Source organism: Pseudomonas sp. 01L34, from assembly GCF_056400265.1.
On record NZ_JBFTSX010000004.1, the window covers coordinates 485,679 to 507,610 of the forward strand.

At 58.6% G+C, this 21,932-nt stretch carries 20 protein-coding genes and 1 tRNA gene; 8 read left to right on the forward strand and 13 right to left on the reverse strand.

Features of this window, described 5'->3' with window-relative positions; all coding sequences use genetic code 11:
* Positions 1-379 precede the first annotated feature (379 nt).
* A complete protein-coding gene (locus tag AC1DQM_RS14180) occupies positions 380-1,921 on the forward strand; it encodes an NCS1 family nucleobase:cation symporter-1 (RefSeq protein WP_086945777.1) in 1,542 nt (513 codons plus the stop codon).
* Positions 1,922-1,978: 57 nt separating this feature from the next.
* The gene (locus AC1DQM_RS14185; protein WP_019579738.1) at positions 1,979-2,707 is read left to right on the forward strand and encodes an aspartate/glutamate racemase family protein; all 729 of its coding nucleotides are present in this window, start codon (positions 1,979-1,981) and stop codon (positions 2,705-2,707) included.
* A 107-nt stretch (positions 2,708-2,814) separates the two neighbouring features.
* Here the strand turns inward: AC1DQM_RS14185 and AC1DQM_RS14190 are convergent, their stop codons facing one another.
* Entirely contained in the window at positions 2,815-3,738 is a 924-nt protein-coding gene (locus AC1DQM_RS14190; RefSeq protein WP_477746382.1) for a LysR family transcriptional regulator, read from the reverse strand.
* Positions 3,739-3,862: 124 nt separating this feature from the next.
* On the opposite strand from AC1DQM_RS14190, the gene AC1DQM_RS14195 reads away from it, so the two are divergent.
* A complete protein-coding gene (locus AC1DQM_RS14195) occupies positions 3,863-4,609 on the forward strand; it encodes a 3-oxoacyl-ACP reductase family protein (RefSeq protein ID WP_477746383.1) in 747 nt (248 codons plus the stop codon).
* Positions 4,610-4,683: 74 nt separating this feature from the next.
* Here the strand turns inward: AC1DQM_RS14195 and AC1DQM_RS14200 are convergent, their stop codons facing one another.
* Complete coding sequence (locus tag AC1DQM_RS14200) at positions 4,684-5,379, reverse strand: HAD-IA family hydrolase (protein ID WP_064619198.1); 696 nt, start codon at positions 5,377-5,379, stop codon at positions 4,684-4,686.
* Between the two features lie 262 nt (positions 5,380-5,641).
* Between AC1DQM_RS14200 and AC1DQM_RS14205 the strand changes: the two genes are divergently transcribed.
* Complete coding sequence (locus AC1DQM_RS14205; RefSeq protein ID WP_477746384.1) at positions 5,642-10,507, forward strand: RHS repeat-associated core domain-containing protein; 4,866 nt, start codon at positions 5,642-5,644, stop codon at positions 10,505-10,507.
* A gap of 3 nt (positions 10,508-10,510) precedes the next feature.
* The gene (locus AC1DQM_RS14210) at positions 10,511-10,909 is read left to right on the forward strand and encodes a hypothetical protein (protein ID WP_477746385.1); all 399 of its coding nucleotides are present in this window, start codon (positions 10,511-10,513) and stop codon (positions 10,907-10,909) included.
* A 93-nt stretch (positions 10,910-11,002) separates the two neighbouring features.
* On the opposite strand, the gene AC1DQM_RS14215 is transcribed toward AC1DQM_RS14210, so the two are convergent.
* The 8 genes from AC1DQM_RS14215 to AC1DQM_RS14250 form a co-directional block, all read right to left on the reverse strand.
* Positions 11,003-11,353 carry a hypothetical protein gene (locus tag AC1DQM_RS14215; RefSeq protein ID WP_477746386.1) on the reverse strand — a complete coding sequence of 117 codons (351 nt, stop codon included), beginning with the start codon at positions 11,351-11,353 and terminating at the stop codon, positions 11,003-11,005.
* A gap of 101 nt (positions 11,354-11,454) precedes the next feature.
* Positions 11,455-11,670, reverse strand: a complete 216-nt coding sequence (locus AC1DQM_RS14220; protein ID WP_477746387.1) for a hypothetical protein — start codon at positions 11,668-11,670, stop codon at positions 11,455-11,457.
* A gap of 104 nt (positions 11,671-11,774) precedes the next feature.
* Positions 11,775-11,945: a hypothetical protein gene (locus AC1DQM_RS14225; protein WP_018925238.1), complete on the reverse strand. Its 171-nt coding sequence runs from the start codon at positions 11,943-11,945 to the stop codon at positions 11,775-11,777.
* 128 nt (positions 11,946-12,073) lie between these two features.
* Complete coding sequence (locus AC1DQM_RS14230; RefSeq protein WP_477746461.1) at positions 12,074-12,499, reverse strand: hypothetical protein; 426 nt, start codon at positions 12,497-12,499, stop codon at positions 12,074-12,076.
* Positions 12,500-12,692: 193 nt separating this feature from the next.
* Complete coding sequence (locus tag AC1DQM_RS14235) at positions 12,693-13,058, reverse strand: glycine zipper domain-containing protein (RefSeq protein ID WP_019648242.1); 366 nt, start codon at positions 13,056-13,058, stop codon at positions 12,693-12,695.
* Between the two features lie 347 nt (positions 13,059-13,405).
* Positions 13,406-13,600, reverse strand: a complete 195-nt coding sequence (locus tag AC1DQM_RS14240; protein WP_007940781.1) for a hypothetical protein — start codon at positions 13,598-13,600, stop codon at positions 13,406-13,408.
* Between the two features lie 148 nt (positions 13,601-13,748).
* On the reverse strand, positions 13,749-14,069 hold the full coding sequence (locus AC1DQM_RS14245) for a YbjQ family protein (protein ID WP_019579730.1): 321 nt from the start codon (positions 14,067-14,069) through the stop codon (positions 13,749-13,751).
* Positions 14,070-14,248: 179 nt separating this feature from the next.
* Positions 14,249-14,338, reverse strand: a tRNA-Ser gene (locus AC1DQM_RS14250).
* Positions 14,339-14,646: 308 nt separating this feature from the next.
* On the opposite strand from AC1DQM_RS14250, the gene AC1DQM_RS14255 reads away from it, so the two are divergent.
* The 3 genes from AC1DQM_RS14255 to AC1DQM_RS14265 all read left to right on the forward strand — a co-directional run bounded on the left by AC1DQM_RS14255 (position 14,647) and on the right by AC1DQM_RS14265 (position 17,390).
* Positions 14,647-15,336 (forward strand): crotonase/enoyl-CoA hydratase family protein, encoded by a 690-nt coding sequence (locus tag AC1DQM_RS14255; protein WP_064619225.1) that lies wholly within the window; start codon positions 14,647-14,649, stop codon positions 15,334-15,336.
* Between the two features lie 213 nt (positions 15,337-15,549).
* Positions 15,550-16,272, forward strand: a complete 723-nt coding sequence (locus tag AC1DQM_RS14260) for a 1-acylglycerol-3-phosphate O-acyltransferase (protein ID WP_018925219.1) — start codon at positions 15,550-15,552, stop codon at positions 16,270-16,272.
* 146 nt (positions 16,273-16,418) lie between these two features.
* On the forward strand, positions 16,419-17,390 hold the full coding sequence (locus AC1DQM_RS14265) for a magnesium and cobalt transport protein CorA (RefSeq protein ID WP_086945797.1): 972 nt from the start codon (positions 16,419-16,421) through the stop codon (positions 17,388-17,390).
* Between the two features lie 84 nt (positions 17,391-17,474).
* On the opposite strand, the gene AC1DQM_RS14270 is transcribed toward AC1DQM_RS14265, so the two are convergent.
* The 3 genes from AC1DQM_RS14270 to AC1DQM_RS14280 form a co-directional block, all read right to left on the reverse strand.
* Positions 17,475-18,209 carry an amidotransferase gene (locus tag AC1DQM_RS14270; protein WP_018925217.1) on the reverse strand — a complete coding sequence of 245 codons (735 nt, stop codon included), beginning with the start codon at positions 18,207-18,209 and terminating at the stop codon, positions 17,475-17,477.
* Between the two features lie 108 nt (positions 18,210-18,317).
* The gene (locus AC1DQM_RS14275) at positions 18,318-20,462 is read right to left on the reverse strand and encodes a 3-hydroxyacyl-CoA dehydrogenase NAD-binding domain-containing protein (protein WP_477746388.1); all 2,145 of its coding nucleotides are present in this window, start codon (positions 20,460-20,462) and stop codon (positions 18,318-18,320) included.
* A 38-nt stretch (positions 20,463-20,500) separates the two neighbouring features.
* A complete protein-coding gene (locus AC1DQM_RS14280) occupies positions 20,501-21,706 on the reverse strand; it encodes an acetyl-CoA C-acetyltransferase (protein ID WP_477746389.1) in 1,206 nt (401 codons plus the stop codon).
* Between the last annotated feature and the right edge of the window lie 226 nt (positions 21,707-21,932).

Here is a 21,932-nt window from a genome sequence, read left to right on the forward strand (position 1 = left end):
CAGAAAGTTACATTCCCCTGTCCTGACTTCCTCAGTCGAACACTCCGACAAAACCCTGCCCAAAATAAATACCTGTTCAATCGGTCAATTTATATCGTCTTTTTTTCAACTACTTATCTTCAATCAATAACAAAACGAAATTAGCCTTAAATTTTATAGATCACCGACTGGCACATATCTGGCTTAAGTGAACACATGCTTTGTATACAATAAATACAAAAACATACACACACTTTAGATCCGCAAGCCTGAAGCGCCCTATCCCGTACAGGCTGCAGATGCCCCGTAACCAATGATGCTCTCCCACCCGCGACGAAGATTTGTCGAGCCCACGCTCATGCACAGTCATCGCGGCAACGAGCTTCAGGAGCCTGCCGGAATGCGTACTAGCCTCCCCAATAACAATATTGCGCTGGATCTGACCTCTCCTCTTTCTACCTCCGTGATTCACGATCAAACGTTTCAACCACCCGTCGTGCTCAGCCCCCGCCTGCATAACAAGGACCTCGCGCCGACCAAGGCCGAAGGTCGGCGCTGGGGCCGTTACAGCATCTTTGCCCTGTGGACAAACGATGTGCACAACATTGCCAACTACTCCTTTGCCATTGGCTTGTATGCACTGGGCCTGAGCGGCTGGCAGATTCTGCTGTCCTTGGGAATCGGTGCGGCGCTGGTGTATTGCTTCATGAACCTTTCCGGTTACATGGGCCAGAAAACCGGGGTGCCGTTTCCGGTGATCAGCCGGATAAGTTTCGGCATCCATGGCGCGCAGATTCCCGCATTGATTCGCGCCGTTATCGCCATTGCCTGGTTCGGAATTCAGACGTATCTGGCGTCAGTGGTCTTTCGCGTATTGCTGACGGCGGTGCATCCCGGACTCGCCGATTACGACCACAATTCGATACTCGGGCTGTCGAGCCTGGGCTGGGTGTGTTTCGTGGCGATCTGGTTCGTGCAGTTGGCGATCCTGGCCTATGGCATGGAAATGGTGCGACGCTACGAGGCGTTTGCCGGCCCGGTGATTTTGTTGACCGTCGCCGCCCTCGCCGGCTGGATGTACTTCCAGGCCAACGCCACCATCGCCTGGTCGATTCGTGAACCGCTGAGTGGCGGTGAGATGTGGCGCAATATCTTTGCCGGCGGCGCCTTGTGGCTGTCGATCTACGGCACGCTAATCCTCAATTTCTGCGACTTCGCCCGCTCTTCTCCCTGCCGCAAGACCATCCGGGTCGGAAATTTCTGGGGCCTGCCCGTCAACATTCTGGTATTCGCCGGGATCACCGTCCTGCTGTGCGGTGCGCAATTTCAGATCAACGGCCGGATCATCGAAAGCCCGACCGAGATCATCGCGTCGATTCCCAATACCTTCTTTCTGGTACTCGGTTGCCTGGCGTTCCTGATTGTCACCGTGGCAGTGAACATCATGGCCAACTTCGTGGCCCCGGCCTTTGTCCTGAGCAATCTGGCGCCCAAATACCTGACCTTCCGCCGCGCCGGGCTGATCAGCGCGACCATCGCGGTGCTGATCCTGCCGTGGAACCTCTACAACAGCCCGCTGGTGATCGTGTATTTCCTGTCTGGCCTCGGCGCCCTGCTCGGCCCGTTGTACGGGGTGATCATGGTCGACTACTGGCAGGTACGAAAAGGCCGGATCAACGTGCCGCAGTTGTACAGCGAAGATCCAGATGGCGATTATTACTACAGCCGCGGGGTCAATTTGCGCGCCGTGGCGGCGTTCATTCCGGCCGCCTTGATCGCCATTGTCCTGGCCCTGGTGCCAGGTTTCGACAGTGTCTCGCCATTCTCCTGGCTGATTGGCGCCGGGATTGCAGGGATGCTCTACCTGATCATCGCCAAACGGCAGCCTTACTACGCCGATGTCAGCGGTGAAGCCATCGCGGTCGATAACGTCAGCCATTAATCCTCTTGGCGGCCCGGTGACATCGGGCCGCAAACCACCTCGCTATAAGGACCTCCCATGCGAATTCTCGTGGTCAACGTCAACACCACCGAATCCATTACCCAGGCCATCGCCCGCCAAGCGCAGTCCGTGGCCGCGCCCGGCACGGAAATCATTGGCCTGACCCCGCATTTCGGCGCCGACTCCATTGAAGGCAATTTCGAAAGCTACCTGGCCGCCATCGCCGTGATGGACCGGGTCATGTCCTACGATCAGCCCTTCGATGCGGTAATCCAGGCCGGCTACGGCGAGCACGGCCGTGAAGGTTTGCAGGAGTTGCTCAACGTGCCGGTGGTGGACATCACCGATGCCGGCGCCAGCACCGCGATGTTCCTCGGCCATGCCTATTCGGTGGTCACCACCCTCGACCGCACCGTGCCGCTGATCGAGGATCGCCTCAAACTCTCCGGGCTCTGGGATCGTTGTGCATCGGTGCGGGCCAGTGGGTTGGCGGTGCTGGAGCTGGAGTCCGACCCAGAGCGTGCGCTGGAGGCGATTGTCCGCCAGGCGGAACTGGCGGTGAGCGAGGACAAGGCCGAGGTGATTTGCCTGGGCTGTGGCGGCATGGCCGGGCTGGCTGAACAGATTCGTCAGCGCACCGGCGTACCGGTGGTGGATGGCGTGACGGCGGCGGTGACCATTGCCGAATCCCTGGTGCGGTTGGGGTTGTCGACGTCGAAAGTGCGGACGTATGCGACGCCTCGGCCGAAGACCATTATTGGTTGGCCTGGGCGGTTTGGGCGCTAGACCGCGTTATCGTTCTTCGCGGGCAAGCCTCGCTCCTACAGGGGTTTGCATCACTCTGTGGGAGCGTGGCTTGCCCACGATGGCCATACCTCGGTCCCAAGCCGGGCTCAAACTGCACTGAACCGCTGCCCCAACCCCTGCTCGGCAAACTGTTCAATGATGAAGTCGACAAACGCCCGGGTCTTGCCCGGCAGCAGTTTGTGCTCGGCGTAATAGATGGAGATATTGCCATCGTCGACGTACCAGTCGGGCAGCACCCGCTGCAAGGTCCCGGCGTCCAGATAGCCAACGGCGAACGGCATGCTCACCAATGCAATGCCCAAATCCTGGGTCGCCGCCGCGCAGGCTGCTTCCGAATCGCTCATGGTCATTCGCGCCTTGAGCGTCAGCGGGCTGTGTTGCCGGTTGCGACAGGTCAATTGCCAGGAACGCACGCGCCCCGTCTGCGGCGATCGTATCAGGATGCCATCGTGGTGCTGGAGGTCATCGGGCTCGATGATCGCTTCGTGCCCCGCCAGGTACCCGGCTGAAGCCACCAACACTCGATGGGCGGGCGTCAGCTTGCGCGCCACCACGCCCTGGGGCAGGTCGAATCCACCACCAATCGCCGCATCGAACCCCTGGCCGATCAGGTCGACCTGACGGTTATCGAAATGCCAGTCAGGGTTGATCGCCGGAAAGCGCCGCAAAAACTCTCCGAGCAACGGCACGATGTACAAGCGCCCGAACACCGTGCCCATGCTGACCTTCAGCGTTCCCGCCGGACGTCCTTCGGCGCTGGCCAGGTTGGCCACGGCATTCTGGATCGTGTGCAGGCTGGCGCTGACTTCGCCGAGAAACAGCTGACCGGCCTCGGTCAGCGTCAGGCTACGCGTGCTGCGCTGGAACAGCCGCACACCAAGTCGCGCCTCCAGCTTGGCGACGCTCTTGCCCACCGCAGCAGGCGTCAGGCTCAAGCGTCGCGCAGCCTCGGCGAAGCTGCCGACCTCAGCGCTGCGCACGAAGCATTCGATACTGCTGAAGGTTTCCATAAGCGCCACTATAAACTTCTGGTTTACACAGACTATAGCAATCACAGTCTACCCGCCGAGTAATGCGAAGCCGATACTCGACTCCGACAACAAGGCAGCCTGCCTTGAACTTCTGGAGATCGACATGACCACTCAACACCTCAGCGGTAAAGTAGCTCTGATTCAAGGCGGTTCACGCGGTATCGGTGCTGCCATCGTCAAACGCCTGGCCGCCGAAGGCGCAGCCGTCGCCTTCACCTATGTCAGCTCTACCGCCAAAGCCGAAGACCTGCAAAACAGCATCATCTCCGCCGGCGGCAAAGCCTTGGCCATCAAGGCCGACAGCGCCGATGCCGTTGCTATTCGCAATGCCGTCAATGCCACCGTCGAGACCTTCGGCCGCCTGGACATCCTGGTCAACAACGCAGGCGTTCTGGCCGTCGCACCGCTGGAGGACTTTAAACTCGAAGACTTCGACCAGACCCTGGCCATCAACGTGCGAAGTGTGTTCATCGCCACCCAGGAAGCCGCCCGCCACATGACCGAAGGCGGTCGCATCATCAACATCGGCAGCACCAATGCCGATCGCATGCCTTTCGCCGGCGGTGGCCCGTACGCCATGAGCAAATCGGCGCTGGTCGGCCTGACCAAAGGCCTGGCTCGCGACCTCGGCCCACGGGGCATCACCATCAACAACGTGCAACCAGGCCCGGTCGACACTGACATGAACCCCGCCAGCGGCGACTTCGCTGATAGCCTGATCCCGCTGATGGCTGTGGGTCGTTACGGCAACGTGGAAGAAATCGCCAGCTTCGTCGCCTATCTCGCAGGTCCCGAAGCTGGCTACATCACCGGTGCCAGCCTGACCATCGACGGTGGTTTCGGCGCCTGATACACCGCTCGACTGAAACAAAAACGCCGGCAATCAATTGCCGGCGTTCTTTTGTGTCAGGGATTATCGAATGGTCAGTTCCATTCAAGCGCCGGCAAGCCACATGCACCGGGCTTGAACGCCTTCAACGTACGAAGAATGCCATCGGCGTGTGCGTACTTTTCGTCGGCCATCGCCGCATCCGGGACAGCAATCGCCGTCATTCCCGCCGCTTTGGCTGCAGTGACGCCGAACGGCGAATCCTCGAATACCAGGCAATCCCGGGGCGCGACCCCAAGGCGTCGTGCCGCCGTCAGGAAAATATCCGGCGCCGGTTTCGCCGCCCCCACTTCCGGGTCGTCAGCGGTGACAATGAAGTCAAACAGCGCGAACCAGTCGCGGTGCAAAGTGGTTTTCTGACCAAACGACTGACGCGAAGAACTGGTGCCCACCGCGATAGGAATGTTGTTGGCTTTCAAGTGCCGAACCAGTTCCTCTGCTCCGGGCATCGCCAGCGCCGTCGGAAAACGCTCGCGCATCAAGGGCTCGCGGATCACCAGAAACTCTTCGGCGGTGATCGGCAAGTCCAGCGCCTCGACCACATAGCGCGCCAGATCACCCGCACCACGGCCGATGATGTTCTGTTTGACGCTCCAGTCGAAGGTCCGCCCATAGCGCTCGGCAATGATGGACGTGACCTCGGTGTAAATGCCCTCGGTGTCCAGCAGCAAACCGTCCATATCGAAAATCACGGCCTTGATCGGACCGAACTCATCCAAGGGTGCACTCATCGCATCTGATCCGTTTTCTCATGACATCCCAGGACGGCTCAGGTACGGCCGGATCCGTGATGGATTAAAGGGTTCAGCAGCATAGCGAGCGCGATTGGTCGAGAGCAACGGGCAATGCCTGGCGGATACAAAATCCTCTGCCGAGGGCGCCGTGATGATTTAGCGATTTCCCCTACACCAAACACCTCCTTTCCCGACTTCTTTCCTTTTTGATCCCCCGCAAAGTCTCTCGCTCCACATTGATCAGCGCGAGGGACTGCGAATGTTCGAACCTGACAAGGTCCTGGCCTTGAACAACGCCATCGGTCTGCTGGTGGTCGCCGCCATGAACCCCAAACAGCCGGACATCAAAGCCCTGCTCGGTGATTTCCGACTCTGCCTCAACGACTACGAGGCCTGGGCGGAAAACTTCTGGACCGGTGGCGCGCTCAACGTCGAGCAAGTGTTCAAGGTCGGCAACGAAGTCCGGCTCAGCGCACCGAAGGACTCCACCGCGCCTGTCAGTTCGACACTCGCCATGTGCCCGGCCAGCGGTCCGTTGACCCTGGTGCATATGTTTGAAGCCGCGCGTTTCGTGCCAATCGGCGATACGCCGGTGATGCTCGAGCCGGTTATCTCCCAGCACAACGGTGAGCTCACGTTCGGTGAGCCCGTCCACGCAACCATCGGCCCCAGCGGCATTCTCGAAATCCCCGAATGTTGGCGCGGCCATCGCTATCGCATCACCTTCTTTCCCAATGTTTCCACTGAACACGTTAAAGCACTCTACGCCTCCTATCAGGGCGTGATCGGCGAGCTGGAAGGCTGGTTGCGCAACGAATGGAGGAGCGAATTCGAGCCTTTATGGGCAGATTTTTCCAAAGCTGGTTTCACTCAACGCTACGGCCTGCTGCAACAGGCTGACTGGCATGGTTTCGAGCGTTCGCTGCACGGCTTGTGGGATGACGTGAAGCAGGTCTACGCCCTGGTGGCGGACCTGCAAGGCAGCAGCGAAAAACTCCTTGAGTACCTGACACAAGGCGAGCTTGAGACGCTGCTGAACGCTTCGGCTGAAACCATTGCCAATGTGTTGCTGATGTTGAGCGATGAGCCGTTGATGTTCATCCATCTCGCAGCCTTCACCAGTTGGCTGAGGATGTTGCCGCCGCAGTACATCGCTGAAGTCGTAGCACAAGTTCGTACGGAAATATTGATCAGTTTCCTGCTGGTGCGTCTCACAGGTCCTACAGGCCTGAAGCTCGGCATGAGCGCCAAAGTGCTGGACAAGATCAAGTCCCAGCGGGCCCGGCAGTGGTTGGCGGCAGCCAGTTTGCGACTGGCCGAACTGACGGCCAAATCCGATCTGACAGCCCACGCTGGCGTCCTCAAACCGCTCGTGGTCAGCGCGCGCAATGCACCGCTGAGACCTGGACCGACGGTTCCACTGCAGATCAGCGCCGGCAACTCACCGGCTGTGCAGGTGAACAATCCGCTCGCCATTGCCCGCGACAAGTCTGCAGCCAAGACCCGGTTGGGACGTCACGAACCCCACGACGACGCACCGAATCAAGCGAAAAATCCCAATGGCGACAGCGCCGATTGCGCGGCACTGACCTGCACCAACGGCTGTCCTGTGTCGATGGTTAGCGGCGAAGAACTGCTGACCCTGTCCGACGGTGCGCTGGACGGGCTGCTGCCGTTTGCCTTCACCCGGTTGTACCGCACCAGCGCGGTGGAGATCGATTGCGGGCTGGGCTGGGGCTGGAGCCATTCGCTGGCGCAGCGGTTGGAGCTGAGCGTTGAACAGGTCGTCTGGATCGACCATGAAAACCGTCGAACGACGTTCCCGCTGCCGAGCAACGAACGCCCCGCGATCCACAACAGCCTTTCGCGCGCGGCGATTTATCTCGGTGATGACCCCGAGGAGCTGATCCTCGCGCTAGCCGGCGAGACGAGCCGGTTCTATCACTTTCATAACGGCCGGCTGACGGCGATCAGTGACGCCTACAACAACCGCCTGCGCATCACTCGCGACCGACAGGAGCGTATTCAACGCCTCGACAACGGTGCCGGTCGTGCCTTGCTGTTGCGCTACGAGCGCAGGCACCTGGTTGCCGTCGAATACCAGTCGTTTTGCCCCAGCGATGACTTGGGTGAAGCCTGGCGTACAGAGCAGACGCTGGCTTTCTACCGCTACGACGCCCGCCAGCGCTTGATCGAAGCGACCAGTGCCGCCGGGGAAAGCGAGCGTTACGACTACGACGACAACCACGTCATTTTGCAGCGGCAGCTGGCCGGTGGCGCGAGTTTCTTCTGGGAGTGGGAACGGTCCGGCAAGGCGGCACGCTGCGTACGGCATTGGGCGTCGTTTGCGCAGATGGATGCTCGTTATGTCTGGGATGACCAGGGCCGCGTCACCGTCCGGAACATCGACGGCAGCGAAGAGGTTTACGTCCACGACGACCGGGCGCGACTGGTGCGCCGGGTCGGGCTGGACGGCGGCGAACAGCTCAAGGCCTATGACGAGCAGGGCCGATTGGTGGCCGAACAGGATCCGCTCGGCGCCGTCACCGAATACCGTTACGACGACGTCGGACGCTTGGTCGCGCTGATTCCGCCGCAAGACGAGCCGACGTCCTACGAGTATCGCAACGGTTTCCTGCATGCGCGCTATCGCGGTCAGGCGGTGTGGAAATACCAGCGCAATGCCCAGGGCGATGTCACCGAGGCGACCGATCCCGACGGTCAGGTCACCCATTACCACTACGACCCTCAGGGCCGGTTGCTGTCGGTCCGCTACCCGGACACCAGTCGGCATGTCTTTGTCTGGAATGCCTTGGGCCAGTTGCTCGAAGAGACCTTGCCGGACGGTGGGCAGCGGCGCTTTTCCTACGATGCGCTGGGACGGCAGACGACTCGTCAGGACGAACACGGTGCGCTTACCCAGTACCAATGGGACGCCATTGGCCGACTGGTCCAGACAACATTCCCTACCGGCGCCACCCGTGGGTTCAGTTACAACGCCTACGGCAAGATCACCGCCGAACGCGATGAACTGGGCCGCATCACCCGCTATGAATACGTCGACGACCTGCACCTGGTCAGCCGCCGGATCAATCCCGACGGCACCCAGCTCAAGTACCGCTATGACAATGCGCAGCTGCTGCTGACGGAAATCGAGAACGAATCCGGCGAACACTATCGGCTGGACTACACGCCCAGCGGCCTGATCCGACAGGAAACCGGCTTCGACGGCCGTCGTACCGCGTACGCCTACGATCTCAATGGGCACCTGCTGGAGAAAACCGAGTTCGGCGATGACGGCTCGCAGCTGGTGACGGCTTACAAACGGGATTCGGCCGGGCGCTTGCTGGTCAAGACCTTGCCCGACGGCATCCAGGTCGAATACCGCTACGACTCGTTGGGCCGGCTGACCCGCGTCGACGACGGCCACGATCACCCGCTGGAGTTCGAGTACGACCAGCAGGACCGGCTGATCACCGAGCACCAAGGCTGGGGCACGTTGCGTTATGGCTACGACGCCTGCGGCCAGCTCAACCGCCTGCGCCTGCCGGACGGCAGCAAACTCGACTACCGCCACGCCAAGGGCGGTGCGCTGACGGCCATTGACCTCAATGGCGCACGACTGACCTCGCATACGTTCCTCGCCGGTCGCGAACAAAACCGCCAACAGGGCCTGCTGCTCAGTGAATATGCCTACGACGAACAGGGCCGGCTGAAGGCCCACGCTGTCGGCCAGCACCAACATCCGCTCTACCGCCGCGACTATGCCTACAGCCTCAATGGCAATCTCGACAGCATCGCCGACACCCGCCATGGCCAGCGCAGCTATCAGTACGACCCGCTCAATCGACTGATCCGCGTGCGCCACTCCCGCGACCAACAGCCGGAAAGCTACGCCCACGACCCAGCCGGCAACCTGCTGATGCAGGACCGCCCCGGCCCGACGTCCGTCAAAGGCAATCGCCTGTTGATGCAGGGCGATCGCCACTTCGACTACGACACCTTCGGCAACCTGATCCGCGAGCGCCGCGGCACCGCGCAGAAACTCGTCACCGAATACCGCTACGACCGCCAGCATCGGCTGGTCGGCGTCACTACGCCGGATGGTCGTTGTTCAAGTTATCGCTACGACGCCTTCGGCCGCCGCATCGCCAAAACCGTCGACGGCAAAACCATCGAGTTTTTCTGGCAAGGCGACCACCTCGTCGCCGAACACAGCCAGGACCACCATCGCAGCTACGTCTACGAACCCGGCACCTTCCGCCCGCTGGCCATGCTCGACGGCAAAGGCCCGCGTAAGGCTTGTCCCTTCTACTACCAGCTCGACCACCTCGGCACCCCGCAAGAACTCACGGACTACAGTGGCGACATCATCTGGGCCGCCCGATACACCGCCTATGGCCGCCTCACCCGCCTCAACCGCGACACCCACCAGGTCTTCGATCAACCGCTGCGCTTTCAAGGGCAGTATTACGACGCGGAAACCGGCCTGCATTACAACCGGCATCGCTACTACAATCCGGATATCGGGCGGTACCTGACGCCGGACCCGAGCAAGTTGGCGGGCGGGTTAAACGGCTATCAGTACACGCGCAATCCGGCGGGTTGGGTTGATCCGTTGGGGTTGAGTGAGTGCCCTGGGGGGGATGGGTGTAAGAAGCCGTCGTTTGGGGATGAGGATCCGGCGGGTAAGGCTAGGGCTGATGAGGGGGATGCTCAACTTCCCTTATATACGGAGGAAAAATATTTATATCGTGGAGATAGCCGCCATCCAGATGAAATTTTTTACCAGGGTTTTAAAACCAAGGGCGACAGCAATGATTTGCTACTTCACTCACTTGACAGTAATAAACCACCGAGCAATTTTGTTAGCACTTCGCCCAAAAGAGATGTTGGAATTGATTTCGCGACAAAATTCAATATGAGAAGTGGTTTTTTGTACACTATACGAATGATTCAAGGTAGAGATCTAGTCAAGGAACTTGGAAAAAAATACAAATTTAGTAATGAAAGGGAGGTAGCAATCCAAGGTGGAGTCAAAAGAGAAGATATTCTCGGTGTTACGCCTATTGGTGCTGATGGTCGCCCCACTAGTTACACCACCTTAAATCCGAACAGGAAATAGAAAGTGGACAGAGTAGAAATTGTGATAATCAAAAACGGTAGACGCCAGATCGCGAAGCTTTTCTGCGACTCGGAAGCACTGACTATTAATTTTGTGACGGAGGATGGATATAGCAAAACTTATGCAGGGGGAGATTTTTACGAGTGCCTTGGTAATATCAGAAAAGAGCACTGCGATGTAGTTTTCCTGTGCAAAGGAGCAAAAATAAACGTACACCCTTCCAGTATGTCCTCACAAATGACGCTTGGAGTAAAAGCATATGAACTTACACTAGGTAAATATGCAACAAGGAATGACCTGGTAAATATTTTTGACTATGAAAAAAATAACCTTACCAACGATCCAGAGGTTCAACGAGACTTCTTTATGCGCTGGTTTGAATCAGATATTGAAGAGGAGTAGCGGTCGAAAAAATAGGGCAGGAAACTTGGAACTCCAGTGCAAACACCAAACCCAGCTCGATGCTGGGCTCAGTGCAACGGTAAAGAATCTGACTTAGCCGCCCGAATTACCGATTTTACCTACACCGCCTCCACTCACCCCAGAACCACCTGATCCTCCAGACCCACTTCCAGAACCACTCCCCATCGAACTTCCACCACTCACCGACCCGCTGCCCTTCCCCGGGTCGATGCTACTCCCGTTGGCATCACCACCTTTGCCACCACCAATGGTGTCCGGCGGCAGCGCCTTCCCATCCGAGGTACCCGCATTCATTTCCGAATAAGGCGGCATCCCGCCCTTGTCGACCGGCGCATCGCGACCGGTAGATTCAGCAAACGCCGTCAATGAACTGATCGACAAAAAGCCGACCATCGTAAGCGCCATCCATTTTGATCTGATCATGGTGCATCTCCTTTAAAGAGTGCTTTACCTGATCTCTGGCGGTGATCGCTTTTAAAAGGTGTCGCTCAATCGACAATCTGCGATGCACCACCACACAGGTTTCAGCTCGGTTCCCCCGAAGCGTCATCACCGGCAATGTCCGGGTCGTCCGGGTCGGCCTCCACATTACCGCGCTTCACATCACCGTCCGGCACTTGCTCCACAGCAGTGTCGTCATCGTCGGGCGGGCGCTGGTCGCGGCGCAGCGAATTGGTGGGCGAAGGCAGCGGATATTCGGGGGTATCGTCGATATCGGAGTCTTTCGGATCAGCGTTCATAACGCACCTCTCAATGGACCTGAAAAGCAGATCCTTGCCTTTCGAGGCCAACACGACAGACACGGTTCGATCAGAGGGATTAATCGGTCGGGCCGACCGCTAAATCACTCATCGTCTTCCTCGTCATACTCATCATTCTCCAGGTTGCCCACATCGCCTGCGTCATCGGCATCGTTGAGCGGCACCGTGGCGTCGTCCATCAGAGACCCCGGATCTTCGTTGCCAGGATCGTTGATCGGGCCTTCTTCTTCCTTGTCTTCGGTTTCCGGACTCATGGGCATGCCTCACAACGTTCAGAGTTATATAAAGTTCGAGAGGTCCTACGGCAAATCGTTCCAGCGTCCTATCGATAGAAACGAAAAACCCGGCACTCGGCCGGGTTTTACTTTAACTCGATATCGAGTTAGTGATTCTTGTACTTATTTTTATGCTTGTGTTTGTAGTAGCCACCACCGGAATGCGAACTGCCGCGGTCATCACCCATGTTGCTGCCCACCGCGCCACCGGCTGCGCCGCCCAGGCCTGCGCCAATGTCCGAACCAGTGGAGCCACCCAGGCTGTTGCCGATCACCGAACCACCCGCCGCGCCGAGACCACCGCCGACGGCCGCTTCTGTGCGACTGCCCTTGCGCGCACCGACCGCACTGCCTGCCGCACCGCCGACGCCAGCGCCCACCGCGGCCCCGGTGCTGCCGCCCAACTGCCCGCCGACTACGTTGCCCAACACACCGCCAAGACCACCGCCGACTGCAGCGTCACCGTTGCCACCCGCCATTGCGCCCTGAGCGACCAAAAGCCCCAAAAACATCGTGGACAATGTCAAACGCATGAAACGCATGATATGCACCTCTAATTTCCGCATTGGGGGGAAGAACGTGCCGCGGATAGGCATCAGCCTGTATCTGGGTCTGTTATACAGAAAACCAATACCGACTGTATGAGATTTGAGCCACATGATGCAGAAACGTTCCAAAACGAAAAAGCCCGGCATTAAGCCGGGCTTTTTCAGCTGACCTTAAGGATCAATGACGCTTTTTGGACAGGTTGCTGCCTACGCCGCCGCCCAATGCGCCACCCAGGCCTGCGCCGATGGTGGAGCCGTTCTTGCCGCCCAGGCTGTTGCCGATTATCGAACCACCCGCCGCGCCAACACCGCCGCCGATGGCCGCTTTGGTGCGGCTGCCTTTACGTGCGGCAACAGCGCTGCCGGCTGCACCCGCTACGCCAGCACCAATCGCTGCGCCAGTGCTGCCGCCCATTTTTTGGCCAACCACGTTACCCAACGCACCACCCAGACCACCACCGAGCGCGGCCGTGCCGTCGCCGGCAGCCATCGCACCTTGAGCAACCAAAAGGCCCAGAACCAGAGCAGGCAGTGTCAAACGCATAACAAGAACCTCAAAAAAAGGGGAACCGAAAGGCCGGAGATTGAATGCTTTAGCGGAGGGAAAGTCCAGACACAAAACCAGAACAACCTCGCCAATGGCGACGGTTGGACAGCGTTTATGCAAAAGGTTTTATGACAGGCAAAAAAAAGCCCGCTGGGGAGACGGGCCAGGGTACTGCTTTCTAACGGATGAGCTGAGCCTACGGAGGCCGGTGTGAAAAGTTTGTGAAAAAAATACCAGTGCTCGCAAAGTTGTAGGACATTTCTCAGCATTGCCACCGAGCCACGTTTCCCGCCCTTCAGAAACAAGAAACCCCGCTCAATGGCGGGGTTCGTGCTGTGATCGGTTTACTTCCTGGAGGGCGCCCCCAGCTTGGGCATAAATTTCGATTTCGGCCCTCGGGTCCGAGGCACTGCAGATTTGATTTTGTTGATTTTGATACGGTCTTCGCCGAAGCTCGGCACATAGTCCGTCTGACCACACTGCACGCAATCATTGATTGGAAACTCTGCACCGTCGTCTTCGATATACGGCTCAGCCATATCTTCGCTCCTCTCAAAACGGGTCGATACCGGCAAGCCCTTTTTGCCTGAAAAATATCGACCACCCTGGTTTTTGAGACTAGCCGGTCATTCCCAGACTTGTGATTCAGATCGTTACATGCCCGACGAATGGCCAGTACCGAGCAACCTACCTCAGCTTGACCGCCGTCCCGGTCACAAACACCACCACCATCCCACCCTTGCCGGCAGGCATGCTGATCTCATAATCGAGCCCCACCACCGCATCCGCCTGAAGCACCCGCGCCCGCTCCTTGATCTCATCGGTCGCCTGAATCCGCGCCTCCTTCAATGCCCGCTCCAACGTCTGAGAACGCCCACCGAAAAAATCCCGCATCCCGGCGAACATGTCGCGAATCACGTTAACGCCCTGCACCGACTCGGCGCTGACGATGTCCAAGTAGGCGGTGATTTGCCGACCTTCGATGGTGTGGGTAGTGGTGGTGATCATGGGATGTCCTTGTTCAGAGCTGTCATCAATGGCTGAAACGACGAAACTGACTCGAGGGTTTGGGCACCGAGGTCGATTCCGCTCAAGGAGTTTGGCAGTCTAATGCATGAAATCCAGACGCCAGAAACCACAAAACCCCTGACTTCTCTCGAAATCAGGGGTTTTGTGTATATCGAATTTGGCGGTGAAGGAGAGATTCGAACTCTCGATACAGTTTCCTGTATACACACTTTCCAGGCGTGCTCCTTAAGCCACTCGGACACTTCACCGTATCTCGTCAAACCTATTCAGTCTGTCGAGGCGCGCTAATGTAGTCGAAAGCTTTTCTGATGGCAAACATTTTTTTCAGAATTTTCATGCGCTTAACGCGATTAGCGCTTTGGGGGCGTTCAAGGGCATGGCAAACCTGCCAATCTCCGGCTTCGCCTCCCCTTCTATATAGAAGCCAATGCACGATGGGCGGGGCGGACAATGCCTGGAGAGCTGGAAAACGGTGACTGACGGGTCAGTCACGGCGCTTTACCTGGCCTACAGCGGTGGGTAACGTCTGCCCTACTTTATTAGAAGGATTGGCGTCATGAGTGAGTTGATTTCCTACCATCTCGAAGACGGTATCGCGACCCTGACCTTGAGCAATGGCAAGGTCAATGCCATCTCTCCAGACGTGATTGTCGCCTTTAACGCTGCGCTGGATCGGGCGGTAGCGGATCGGGCGGTGGTGATCATTACCGGTCAGCCGGGAATTTTGTCGGGTGGTTATGATTTGAAGGTGATGACGGCCGGCCCTAACGAGGCCATGGCACTGGTGGCTGCGGGTTCGACCCTGGCTCGTCGCCTGCTGTCGCATCCGTTCCCGGTGGTCGTGGCATGTCCTGGGCATGCGGTGGCCAAAGGTGCGTTTCTTCTGTTGTCGGCTGACTACCGCATCGGTGTCGATGGCCCGTTCAGCATTGGCCTGAACGAAGTGCAGATCGGCATGACCATGCACCATGCCGGTATCGAACTGGCCCGTGATCGTCTGCGCAAGTCGGCGTTCCATCGCGCGGTGATCAATGCCGAGATGTTCAACCCACAAAACGCCGTGGATGCCGGCTTCCTCGATAAGGTGGTGTCGGCCGAAGAGCTGCAAGACGCGGCGCTGGCGGCGGCTCGTCAGTTGAAGAAGCTCAACATGATCGCCCACAAGAACACCAAGTTGAAAACGCGCAAGGCGCTGCTGGAGACGCTGGACAACGCGATCATCCTGGATCAGGAGCACATGGGCTAAGCCCGAACGCGTTGCACCGAAAAGCCCGACCGTCGTGTCGGGCTTTTTCTTGGGTGTCTGGTTTAAAACCTTACAACCGCTCTAGGCCGCATCTGACCCACAAGTCGGAAACATGCATTCAAAAATCGGCTATCTCCCACTTCTATAGCGGCAATTGCCGAAAACAGTGCACATCCGTACACTGCGCCACCTTTTGTCCCGGTGGGCCTTTAAATGCTGTTTGTGTTTCGTATGTTATTGATGGGCTTGCACTTTATTCTGGCCGGCGTGCTTGGAGTGATCCTCGGTCTATGCCGGCCGTTTAATCCGGACAACAGCCGTTTATGCGCGCGTCTGTATGCGTGGCCCGCGATGTGTATTTTGCGTTTGCGGGTGAAGGCCGATGTCGGGCCGTTGATGGATAAACCCGACAGCTGTGTGATCATCGCCAACCACCAGTCCAACTACGATCTGTTTGTGTTCGGCAACGTGGTGCCCCGCCGCACCGTGTGCATCGGCAAGAAGAGCCTGAAGTGGGTGCCGCTGTTCGGACAGTTGTTCTGGCTGGCGGGCAATGTGTTGATCGATCGCGGCAATGCGCACAAGGCACGCCAGTCGATGCTGACCACCACGCACACCTTGCAGAATGAAGACACCTCGATCTGGGTCTTCCCCGAGGGCACCCGCAACTTGGGCGAAGAGCTGCTGCCGTTCAAGAAAGGCGCGTTCCAGATGGCGATTGCCGCCGGCGTGCCAATCGTGCCGGTGTGTGTCAGCAGTTACGTCAAACACATGCGATTGAACCGCTGGCGCAGTGGGAAGATTCTGATCCGTTCGTTACCGGCAATTCCTACGGCTGGATTGAGTCTGGATGACATGCCGATGTTGATCGCCCAGTGCCGCGAACAGATGCGTGAGTGCATCGACTCGATGGATCGGCAACTGCAAGCCGCCTGAATGAAACCCGCCCTGTGCGGGTTTTCTTTTGCCTGCGAACTCTACCGATTTTGCTGACTCTCAAGCAGTAGACAAGGTTAAGCTGAAACCTGCCTGGCACCGCCAGTCTTTACCAATAGAAAGCGACCGATAAGAAGTGAATCATCATGGGTAGAGTCGTTGCTGCTGCGGTTTACAGCGCCGGTAAAAAAGTCACCAACATCACCCTCGACGAAGGCGCTGCCTGGGCTGCCAAGCCTGGCCACTTTGTGTGGATCGGCCTCGAAGAGCCCAATGCGCAGGAGCTGTTCAACCTGCAACGCCAGTTCAACCTGCACGAACTGGCCATCGAAGACGCCCTGGAAAAACACAGCCGACCGAAGCTGGAAACGTTCGGCGATGCGCTGTTCATCGTCACGTATTCACCGATCCGCAACGAAGGCAAATTGCAGTTCATCGAGACGCACATCTTCGCCGGCAAGGGCTACATCATTACCGCACGTAACGGTCATTCGGCGTCCTACGCCCATGTCCGACAGCGTTGTGAGGCGCGCCCGCTGTTGCTGGAGCATGGGGAAGATTTCGTACTCTATGCCATCCTCGATTTCGTGATTGAAAACTACCAGCCGATGGGCGAAGCGATTCATGCCGAGATCGATGAGCTGGAGAGTAATGTCCTCTGCGGTTCCCTGAACGAACGCGACATCCAGAAACTCCACGGCCTGCGCCGCGATGTATTGCGCTTGCGCCGGTACGCGGCACCGATGGTGGAGATCGGTGAGGAACTGCAAAAGCTGAGCTTTCCGTTTATCGACAAAAATATGCGCCCGTATTTCCGCGATGTGCAGATTCATGTCACGCGGCAACTGGAAGACCTGACGACCCTGGCGGACATTGCCAGCCAGACCATCGAGGTCGGGGTGTTGCTGGAGGCGTCACGCCAGAGCGTGGTGCAGCGCAAGTTTGCGGCATGGGCGGCGATTCTGGCATTCCCGACCGCGGTGGCCGGGATCTATGGGATGAACTTCCAGAACATGCCGGAGTTGAGCTGGCATTACGGGTATTTCGCGGTGCTGGGGTTTATCACCGTTGGGTGCGTCGGTTTGTGGGCGAGCTTCAAAAAGTCTGGGTGGTTGTAGTCGGGACCGAGGCGTCTGCAAAATTCGCGGGCAGCCTCGCTCCTACAGGGTTATCCGTAGGAGCGAGGCTTGCCCGCGAAGCTTTTAAGGCTTAACCGAGTCAGTCTCAGGCTTGTGCGCCACAAACCGCATCATCCACTCTGCGACGGTAGTGCCGTGATGCTCGTGTTCAAGACTCGCCATACCTTGCGAATAAATCTGCTCGCCCAGTGCTTCCTGGCGGATATCCAGCAGCGCCCGCGAGTAATCGTGAATGAACTCCGGATGCCCCTGGAAGCACAGCACCTGATCGTTGATGTGGTACGCGGCGAACGGGCAGAAATCGCTAGAAGCAATCACCGTCGCGTTTTCCGGCAATGCGGTGACCTGATCCTGGTGACTGATCAGCAACGTCAGTTCTTCCCTCACCGGGCTCATCCACGGCGCCTTGGCCGCGAGTTTGTATTTGTGGGTGCCGACTCCCCAGCCCTGGGTCGCCCGCTCGCTCTTGCCGCCCAATAGCAGCGCCAACAGTTGGTGACCGAAGCACACGCCCAGCAGTTTGTCGCCACGCTCGTAGCGCTTCAGCAGATACGTCTTGAGGGTTTGAATCCATGGGTCGGTGCCGAAGGAATCGGCCTTGCTGCCGGTGACCAGATACGCATCGAAGGTCAGGTCATCGCTGGGATAATCGCCCTGCATCACGTTGTACACGCTGAATTCGGCCGCGATGGGTTGCTGCGAAAACAGACGCTGGAACATCTGCCCGTAACCCTGATATTGATCGACCAGTTCCGGACGCAGGATGTCGGTTTCCAGAATGCAGATGCGTAACGACATAAAAAATACCTGACACATGGTGGGAATAATGCACACCCCAGAGCCTGCCTTGAAACACGGTGGCAAGGCAAGCCCCGGAAGGCGTCATCGGTCCCTTGGAACGCCGCCTTAGAACAGCGCGTCCTTGGCGGCTTTCTCCAGCAACAGCGCAGGCGGCGTGAAGCGTTCGCCATATTGCTCGGCCAGGTACTGGGCGCGGGCAACAAAGTCTTTCACACCGTACTGGTTGATGAATTGCAGCGCACCGCCGGTCCAGGCCGCGAAGCCGATGCCGAAGATCGAGCCAACGTTGGCATCCGCCGTCGAGGTCAGCACGCCCTCCTCCACACAGCGCACGGTTTCGATGGCTTGGATGAACAGCAGCCGATCACGCACATCCTTCGGCGAAATCTGCCCGTCAGCTTTCTCGAAACGGGTTTTCAGCTCCGGCCACAAATGTTTCTGCCCGGCGGCCGGGTAATCGTAGAAACCACCTCCAGCGGCCTTGCCCGGACGCTTGAATTCCCTGAGCAGCAAGTCAATCACGGCGAACGCCGGGTGCTCAATCAGTGGTTTCCCTTCCGCTTGCAGGTCTTTGGCGGTTTGCTGGCGGATATGGCTCATGAGGCTGAGGGAAACTTCGTCGGAGATCGCCAGAGGCCCGACGGGCATGCCGGCCTTGCGCGCTTCGGTCTCGATCATCGGCGCGCTCACGCCTTCGCCGAGCATCGCGATGCCTTCGTTGGTGAAGGTGCCAAACACCCGCGACGTAAAAAAGCCACGACTGTCATTGACCACAATCGGAGTTTTCTTGATTTGCAGGACGAAATCGAAACCGCGAGCCAGGGTTTCGTCGCTGGTATGGACGCCTTTGATGATTTCCACCAGCGGCATTTTCTCCACGGGACTGAAGAAATGCAGGCCGATGAATTTGCTCTGGTCTGGCACGGCGGTGGCCAGACCACTGATCGGCAACGTTGAGGTATTGGAGGCGATCACCGCGTCCGGGCCGACGACGGTTTGCGCTGCCGATGAGACCCTGGCCTTCAGTTCACGATCTTCAAACACCGCTTCGATAATCAAATCACAACCGGCCAGATCCGCATCGTCTTGAGTGGTATGGATCCGCGTCAGAATCGCCTCGCGCTGTTCCCGGCTCAACTGGCCCCGAGCAACCTTCTTGTCCAGCAGCGCCGCCGAGTGGGCCTTGCCCTTCTCTGCCGCGGCGAGGTTGATGTCTTTGAGCACCACATCGATACCGGCCGAGGCGCTGACAAACGCGATGCCCGCGCCCATCATCCCGGCGCCGAGCACGCCGACTTTCTTCGTCACGTAAGGCGCTATGCCCTGAGGTCGCGAACCGCCGGCATTGATCTCATTGAGCTGGAACCAAAAGGTGCCGATGAGGTTTTTCGACACCTGGCCCGTAGTCAGTTCGGTGAAATAGCGGGTTTCGATCAGGTGCGCGGTGTCGAAATCCACCTGAGCGCCCTCCACCGCGGCGCAGAGGATTTTCTCCGGCGCGGGCAGGCACCCCTGGGTTTTACTACGTAGGATCGACGGCGTGATGGCCAGCATCTGCATGACTTTCGGATCCGACGGCGTACCGCCAGGGATCTGATAACCCTTCACATCCCAACGCTGCACAGCAACCGGATGAGCAGCAATCCACGCCCGCGCCTTGGCCATCAGCTCATCGTGATCGACAGCCAACTCATCGATCAACCTCGCTTGCAGCGCCTGTTGCGGGCGGATTTTCTTGCCTTCCAGCAGATACGGCAGAGCTTTTTCGATGCCCAGCATGCGCACCATGCGCACCACCCCGCCGCCGCCCGGCAACAGGCCGAGGGTGACTTCCGGCAGGCCAAGCAGCACCGACGGGTTGTCGAGCGCCACACGGTGATGGCATGCCAGGCAGATTTCCCAACCGCCGCCGAGCGCCGCACCGTTAATGGCGGCAACCACCGGTTTACCGAGGGTTTCCAGGGTGCGCAACTGGCCCTTGAGGGTCAGCACCATGTTGTAAAAGGCTTGAGCTTCGGACTTGCCGACCTTGATCAGTTCATTGAGGTCGCCACCGGCGAAGAAGGTTTTCTTGGCCGAGGTGATGATCACGCCGGCAATCGCATCCTTGTCGGCGACCAGGCGCTCGACACAGGTGGCCATGGCCTCGCGGTAGACCGCGTTCATGGTGTTGGCGCTCTGGCCCGGCATGTCGATGGTCAAGACGACGATCCGGTCCTGGCCCTTTTCGTAACGAATGGCTTGGGTCATGGCAATTTTCCTTGAGTCGGATTTTCTTAAACGCAGGCTCAGAGGCGTTCGATGATGGTGGCAATGCCCATGCCGCCGCCGACACACAATGTCGCCAGGCCATAGCGCAGGCGCCGGGTTTCCAGTTCATCGAGCAGCGTGCCGAGAATCGCGCAACCGGTGGCGCCGAGCGGGTGGCCCATGGCGATGGAGCCGCCGTTGACGTTGACCTTGTCCGGGTCGATGGCCATGTCCTTGATGAACTTCAACACGACCGAGGCGAACGCTTCATTGACCTCGAAAAGGTCGATGTCTTCGACCCGCAGCCCGGCCTTGGCCAGTGCCTTGCGGGTGGCCGGCGCCGGGCCGGTGAGCATGATAGTCGGGTCGGTGCTGGTGACCGCCGTGGCGACGACCCGCGCCCGTGGCTGCAAGCCCAGCGCCCGGCCCTTCGCTTCGGAGCCGATCAGCATCAGCGCCGCGCCATCGACGATCCCGGAGCTGTTGCCCGGCGTGTGAACGTGGTTGATCCGCTCGACCTGGCTGTACATCCGCAATGCCGTGGCGTCGAAGCCCATTTGCCCGATCATTTCGAAACTCGGCTTGAGCTTGCCCAGGCCTTCCATCGTCGAATCGGCGCGAATGAACTCATCGTGATCAAGCAGGATGATGCCGTTCTGGTCCTGCACCGGCACCAGCGACTTGTTGAAGGAACCATCCGCCCGCGCCCGCGCCGCTTTCTGCTGGGAGTGCAACGCGAAGGCATCGACGTCCTGACGACTGAAACCTTCGATTGTCGCGATCAGGTCAGCACCCACGCCCTGGGGTGTGAAATGGCTGTGCAAGTTGGTTTCCGGGTCCAGCGCCCAGGCCCCGCCGTCGCTGCCCATGGCCACGCGGGACATCGACTCGACGCCACCGACCACCACCAGATCTTCGAAGCCGGAACGCACTTTCATCGCGCCCAGGTTCACTGCTTCCAGCCCCGACGCGCAGAAGCGATTGAGTTGCACACCCGCCACGCTGACGTCCCAATCGGCCACTTGTGTGGCGGTCTTGGCAATGTCGGCGCCCTGATCACCGATAGGCGTCACACAGCCAAGCACCACGTCGTCGACCTGACTGGTGTCCAGGGAGGTGCGCTGCTGCAACGCCGTCAGCAGCCCGGCCACCAGGTTCACTGGCTTGACGCTGTGCAAGGCGCCATTGGCCTTGCCTTTGCCACGGGGCGTGCGTAACGCGTCAAATATCAAAGCTTGGGTCATGGCGTTCTCGAACCTGAGGGTGATCTCTATACCCTCACCTTATGCCGAGCAGCTGTGGATTCAATGACCACAGCGCTCATTGGCGTTGACGGTCACGCTCAGACGAACGGTAGTCAGCTATCGGATTAATCGATTCGTGTCACCAAGCTGTCTAGCCAACGGGCGCCCAAGAAGATGGCCATAGGCCTCATGTCTTTTTGGCAGTGGTCAGCGCTAAGTCCATACG

What these genes read in the sequence shown, in the direction of transcription:
- AC1DQM_RS14180 (WP_086945777.1), top strand. Translation starts at nt 380, where the DNA reads ATGCGTACTAGCCTCCCCAATAACAATATTGCGCTGGATCTGACCTCT.
- AC1DQM_RS14185 (WP_019579738.1), top strand. Translation starts at nt 1,979, where the DNA reads ATGCGAATTCTCGTGGTCAACGTCAACACCACCGAATCCATTACCCAG.
- AC1DQM_RS14190 (WP_477746382.1), bottom strand. Translation starts at nt 3,738, where the DNA reads ATGGAAACCTTCAGCAGTATCGAATGCTTCGTGCGCAGCGCTGAGGTC.
- AC1DQM_RS14195 (WP_477746383.1), top strand. Translation starts at nt 3,863, where the DNA reads ATGACCACTCAACACCTCAGCGGTAAAGTAGCTCTGATTCAAGGCGGT.
- AC1DQM_RS14200 (WP_064619198.1), bottom strand. Translation starts at nt 5,379, where the DNA reads ATGAGTGCACCCTTGGATGAGTTCGGTCCGATCAAGGCCGTGATTTTC.
- AC1DQM_RS14205 (WP_477746384.1), top strand. Translation starts at nt 5,642, where the DNA reads ATGTTCGAACCTGACAAGGTCCTGGCCTTGAACAACGCCATCGGTCTG.
- AC1DQM_RS14215 (WP_477746386.1), bottom strand. Translation starts at nt 11,353, where the DNA reads ATGATCAGATCAAAATGGATGGCGCTTACGATGGTCGGCTTTTTGTCG.
- AC1DQM_RS14220 (WP_477746387.1), bottom strand. Translation starts at nt 11,670, where the DNA reads ATGAACGCTGATCCGAAAGACTCCGATATCGACGATACCCCCGAATAT.
- AC1DQM_RS14225 (WP_018925238.1), bottom strand. Translation starts at nt 11,945, where the DNA reads ATGAGTCCGGAAACCGAAGACAAGGAAGAAGAAGGCCCGATCAACGAT.
- AC1DQM_RS14230 (WP_477746461.1), bottom strand. Translation starts at nt 12,499, where the DNA reads ATGCGTTTGACATTGTCCACGATGTTTTTGGGGCTTTTGGTCGCTCAG.
- AC1DQM_RS14235 (WP_019648242.1), bottom strand. Translation starts at nt 13,058, where the DNA reads ATGCGTTTGACACTGCCTGCTCTGGTTCTGGGCCTTTTGGTTGCTCAA.
- AC1DQM_RS14240 (WP_007940781.1), bottom strand. Translation starts at nt 13,600, where the DNA reads ATGGCTGAGCCGTATATCGAAGACGACGGTGCAGAGTTTCCAATCAAT.
- AC1DQM_RS14245 (WP_019579730.1), bottom strand. Translation starts at nt 14,069, where the DNA reads ATGATCACCACCACTACCCACACCATCGAAGGTCGGCAAATCACCGCC.
- AC1DQM_RS14255 (WP_064619225.1), top strand. Translation starts at nt 14,647, where the DNA reads ATGAGTGAGTTGATTTCCTACCATCTCGAAGACGGTATCGCGACCCTG.
- AC1DQM_RS14260 (WP_018925219.1), top strand. Translation starts at nt 15,550, where the DNA reads ATGCTGTTTGTGTTTCGTATGTTATTGATGGGCTTGCACTTTATTCTG.
- AC1DQM_RS14265 (WP_086945797.1), top strand. Translation starts at nt 16,419, where the DNA reads ATGGGTAGAGTCGTTGCTGCTGCGGTTTACAGCGCCGGTAAAAAAGTC.
- AC1DQM_RS14270 (WP_018925217.1), bottom strand. Translation starts at nt 18,209, where the DNA reads ATGTCGTTACGCATCTGCATTCTGGAAACCGACATCCTGCGTCCGGAA.
- AC1DQM_RS14275 (WP_477746388.1), bottom strand. Translation starts at nt 20,462, where the DNA reads ATGACCCAAGCCATTCGTTACGAAAAGGGCCAGGACCGGATCGTCGTC.
- AC1DQM_RS14280 (WP_477746389.1), bottom strand. Translation starts at nt 21,706, where the DNA reads ATGACCCAAGCTTTGATATTTGACGCGTTACGCACGCCCCGTGGCAAA.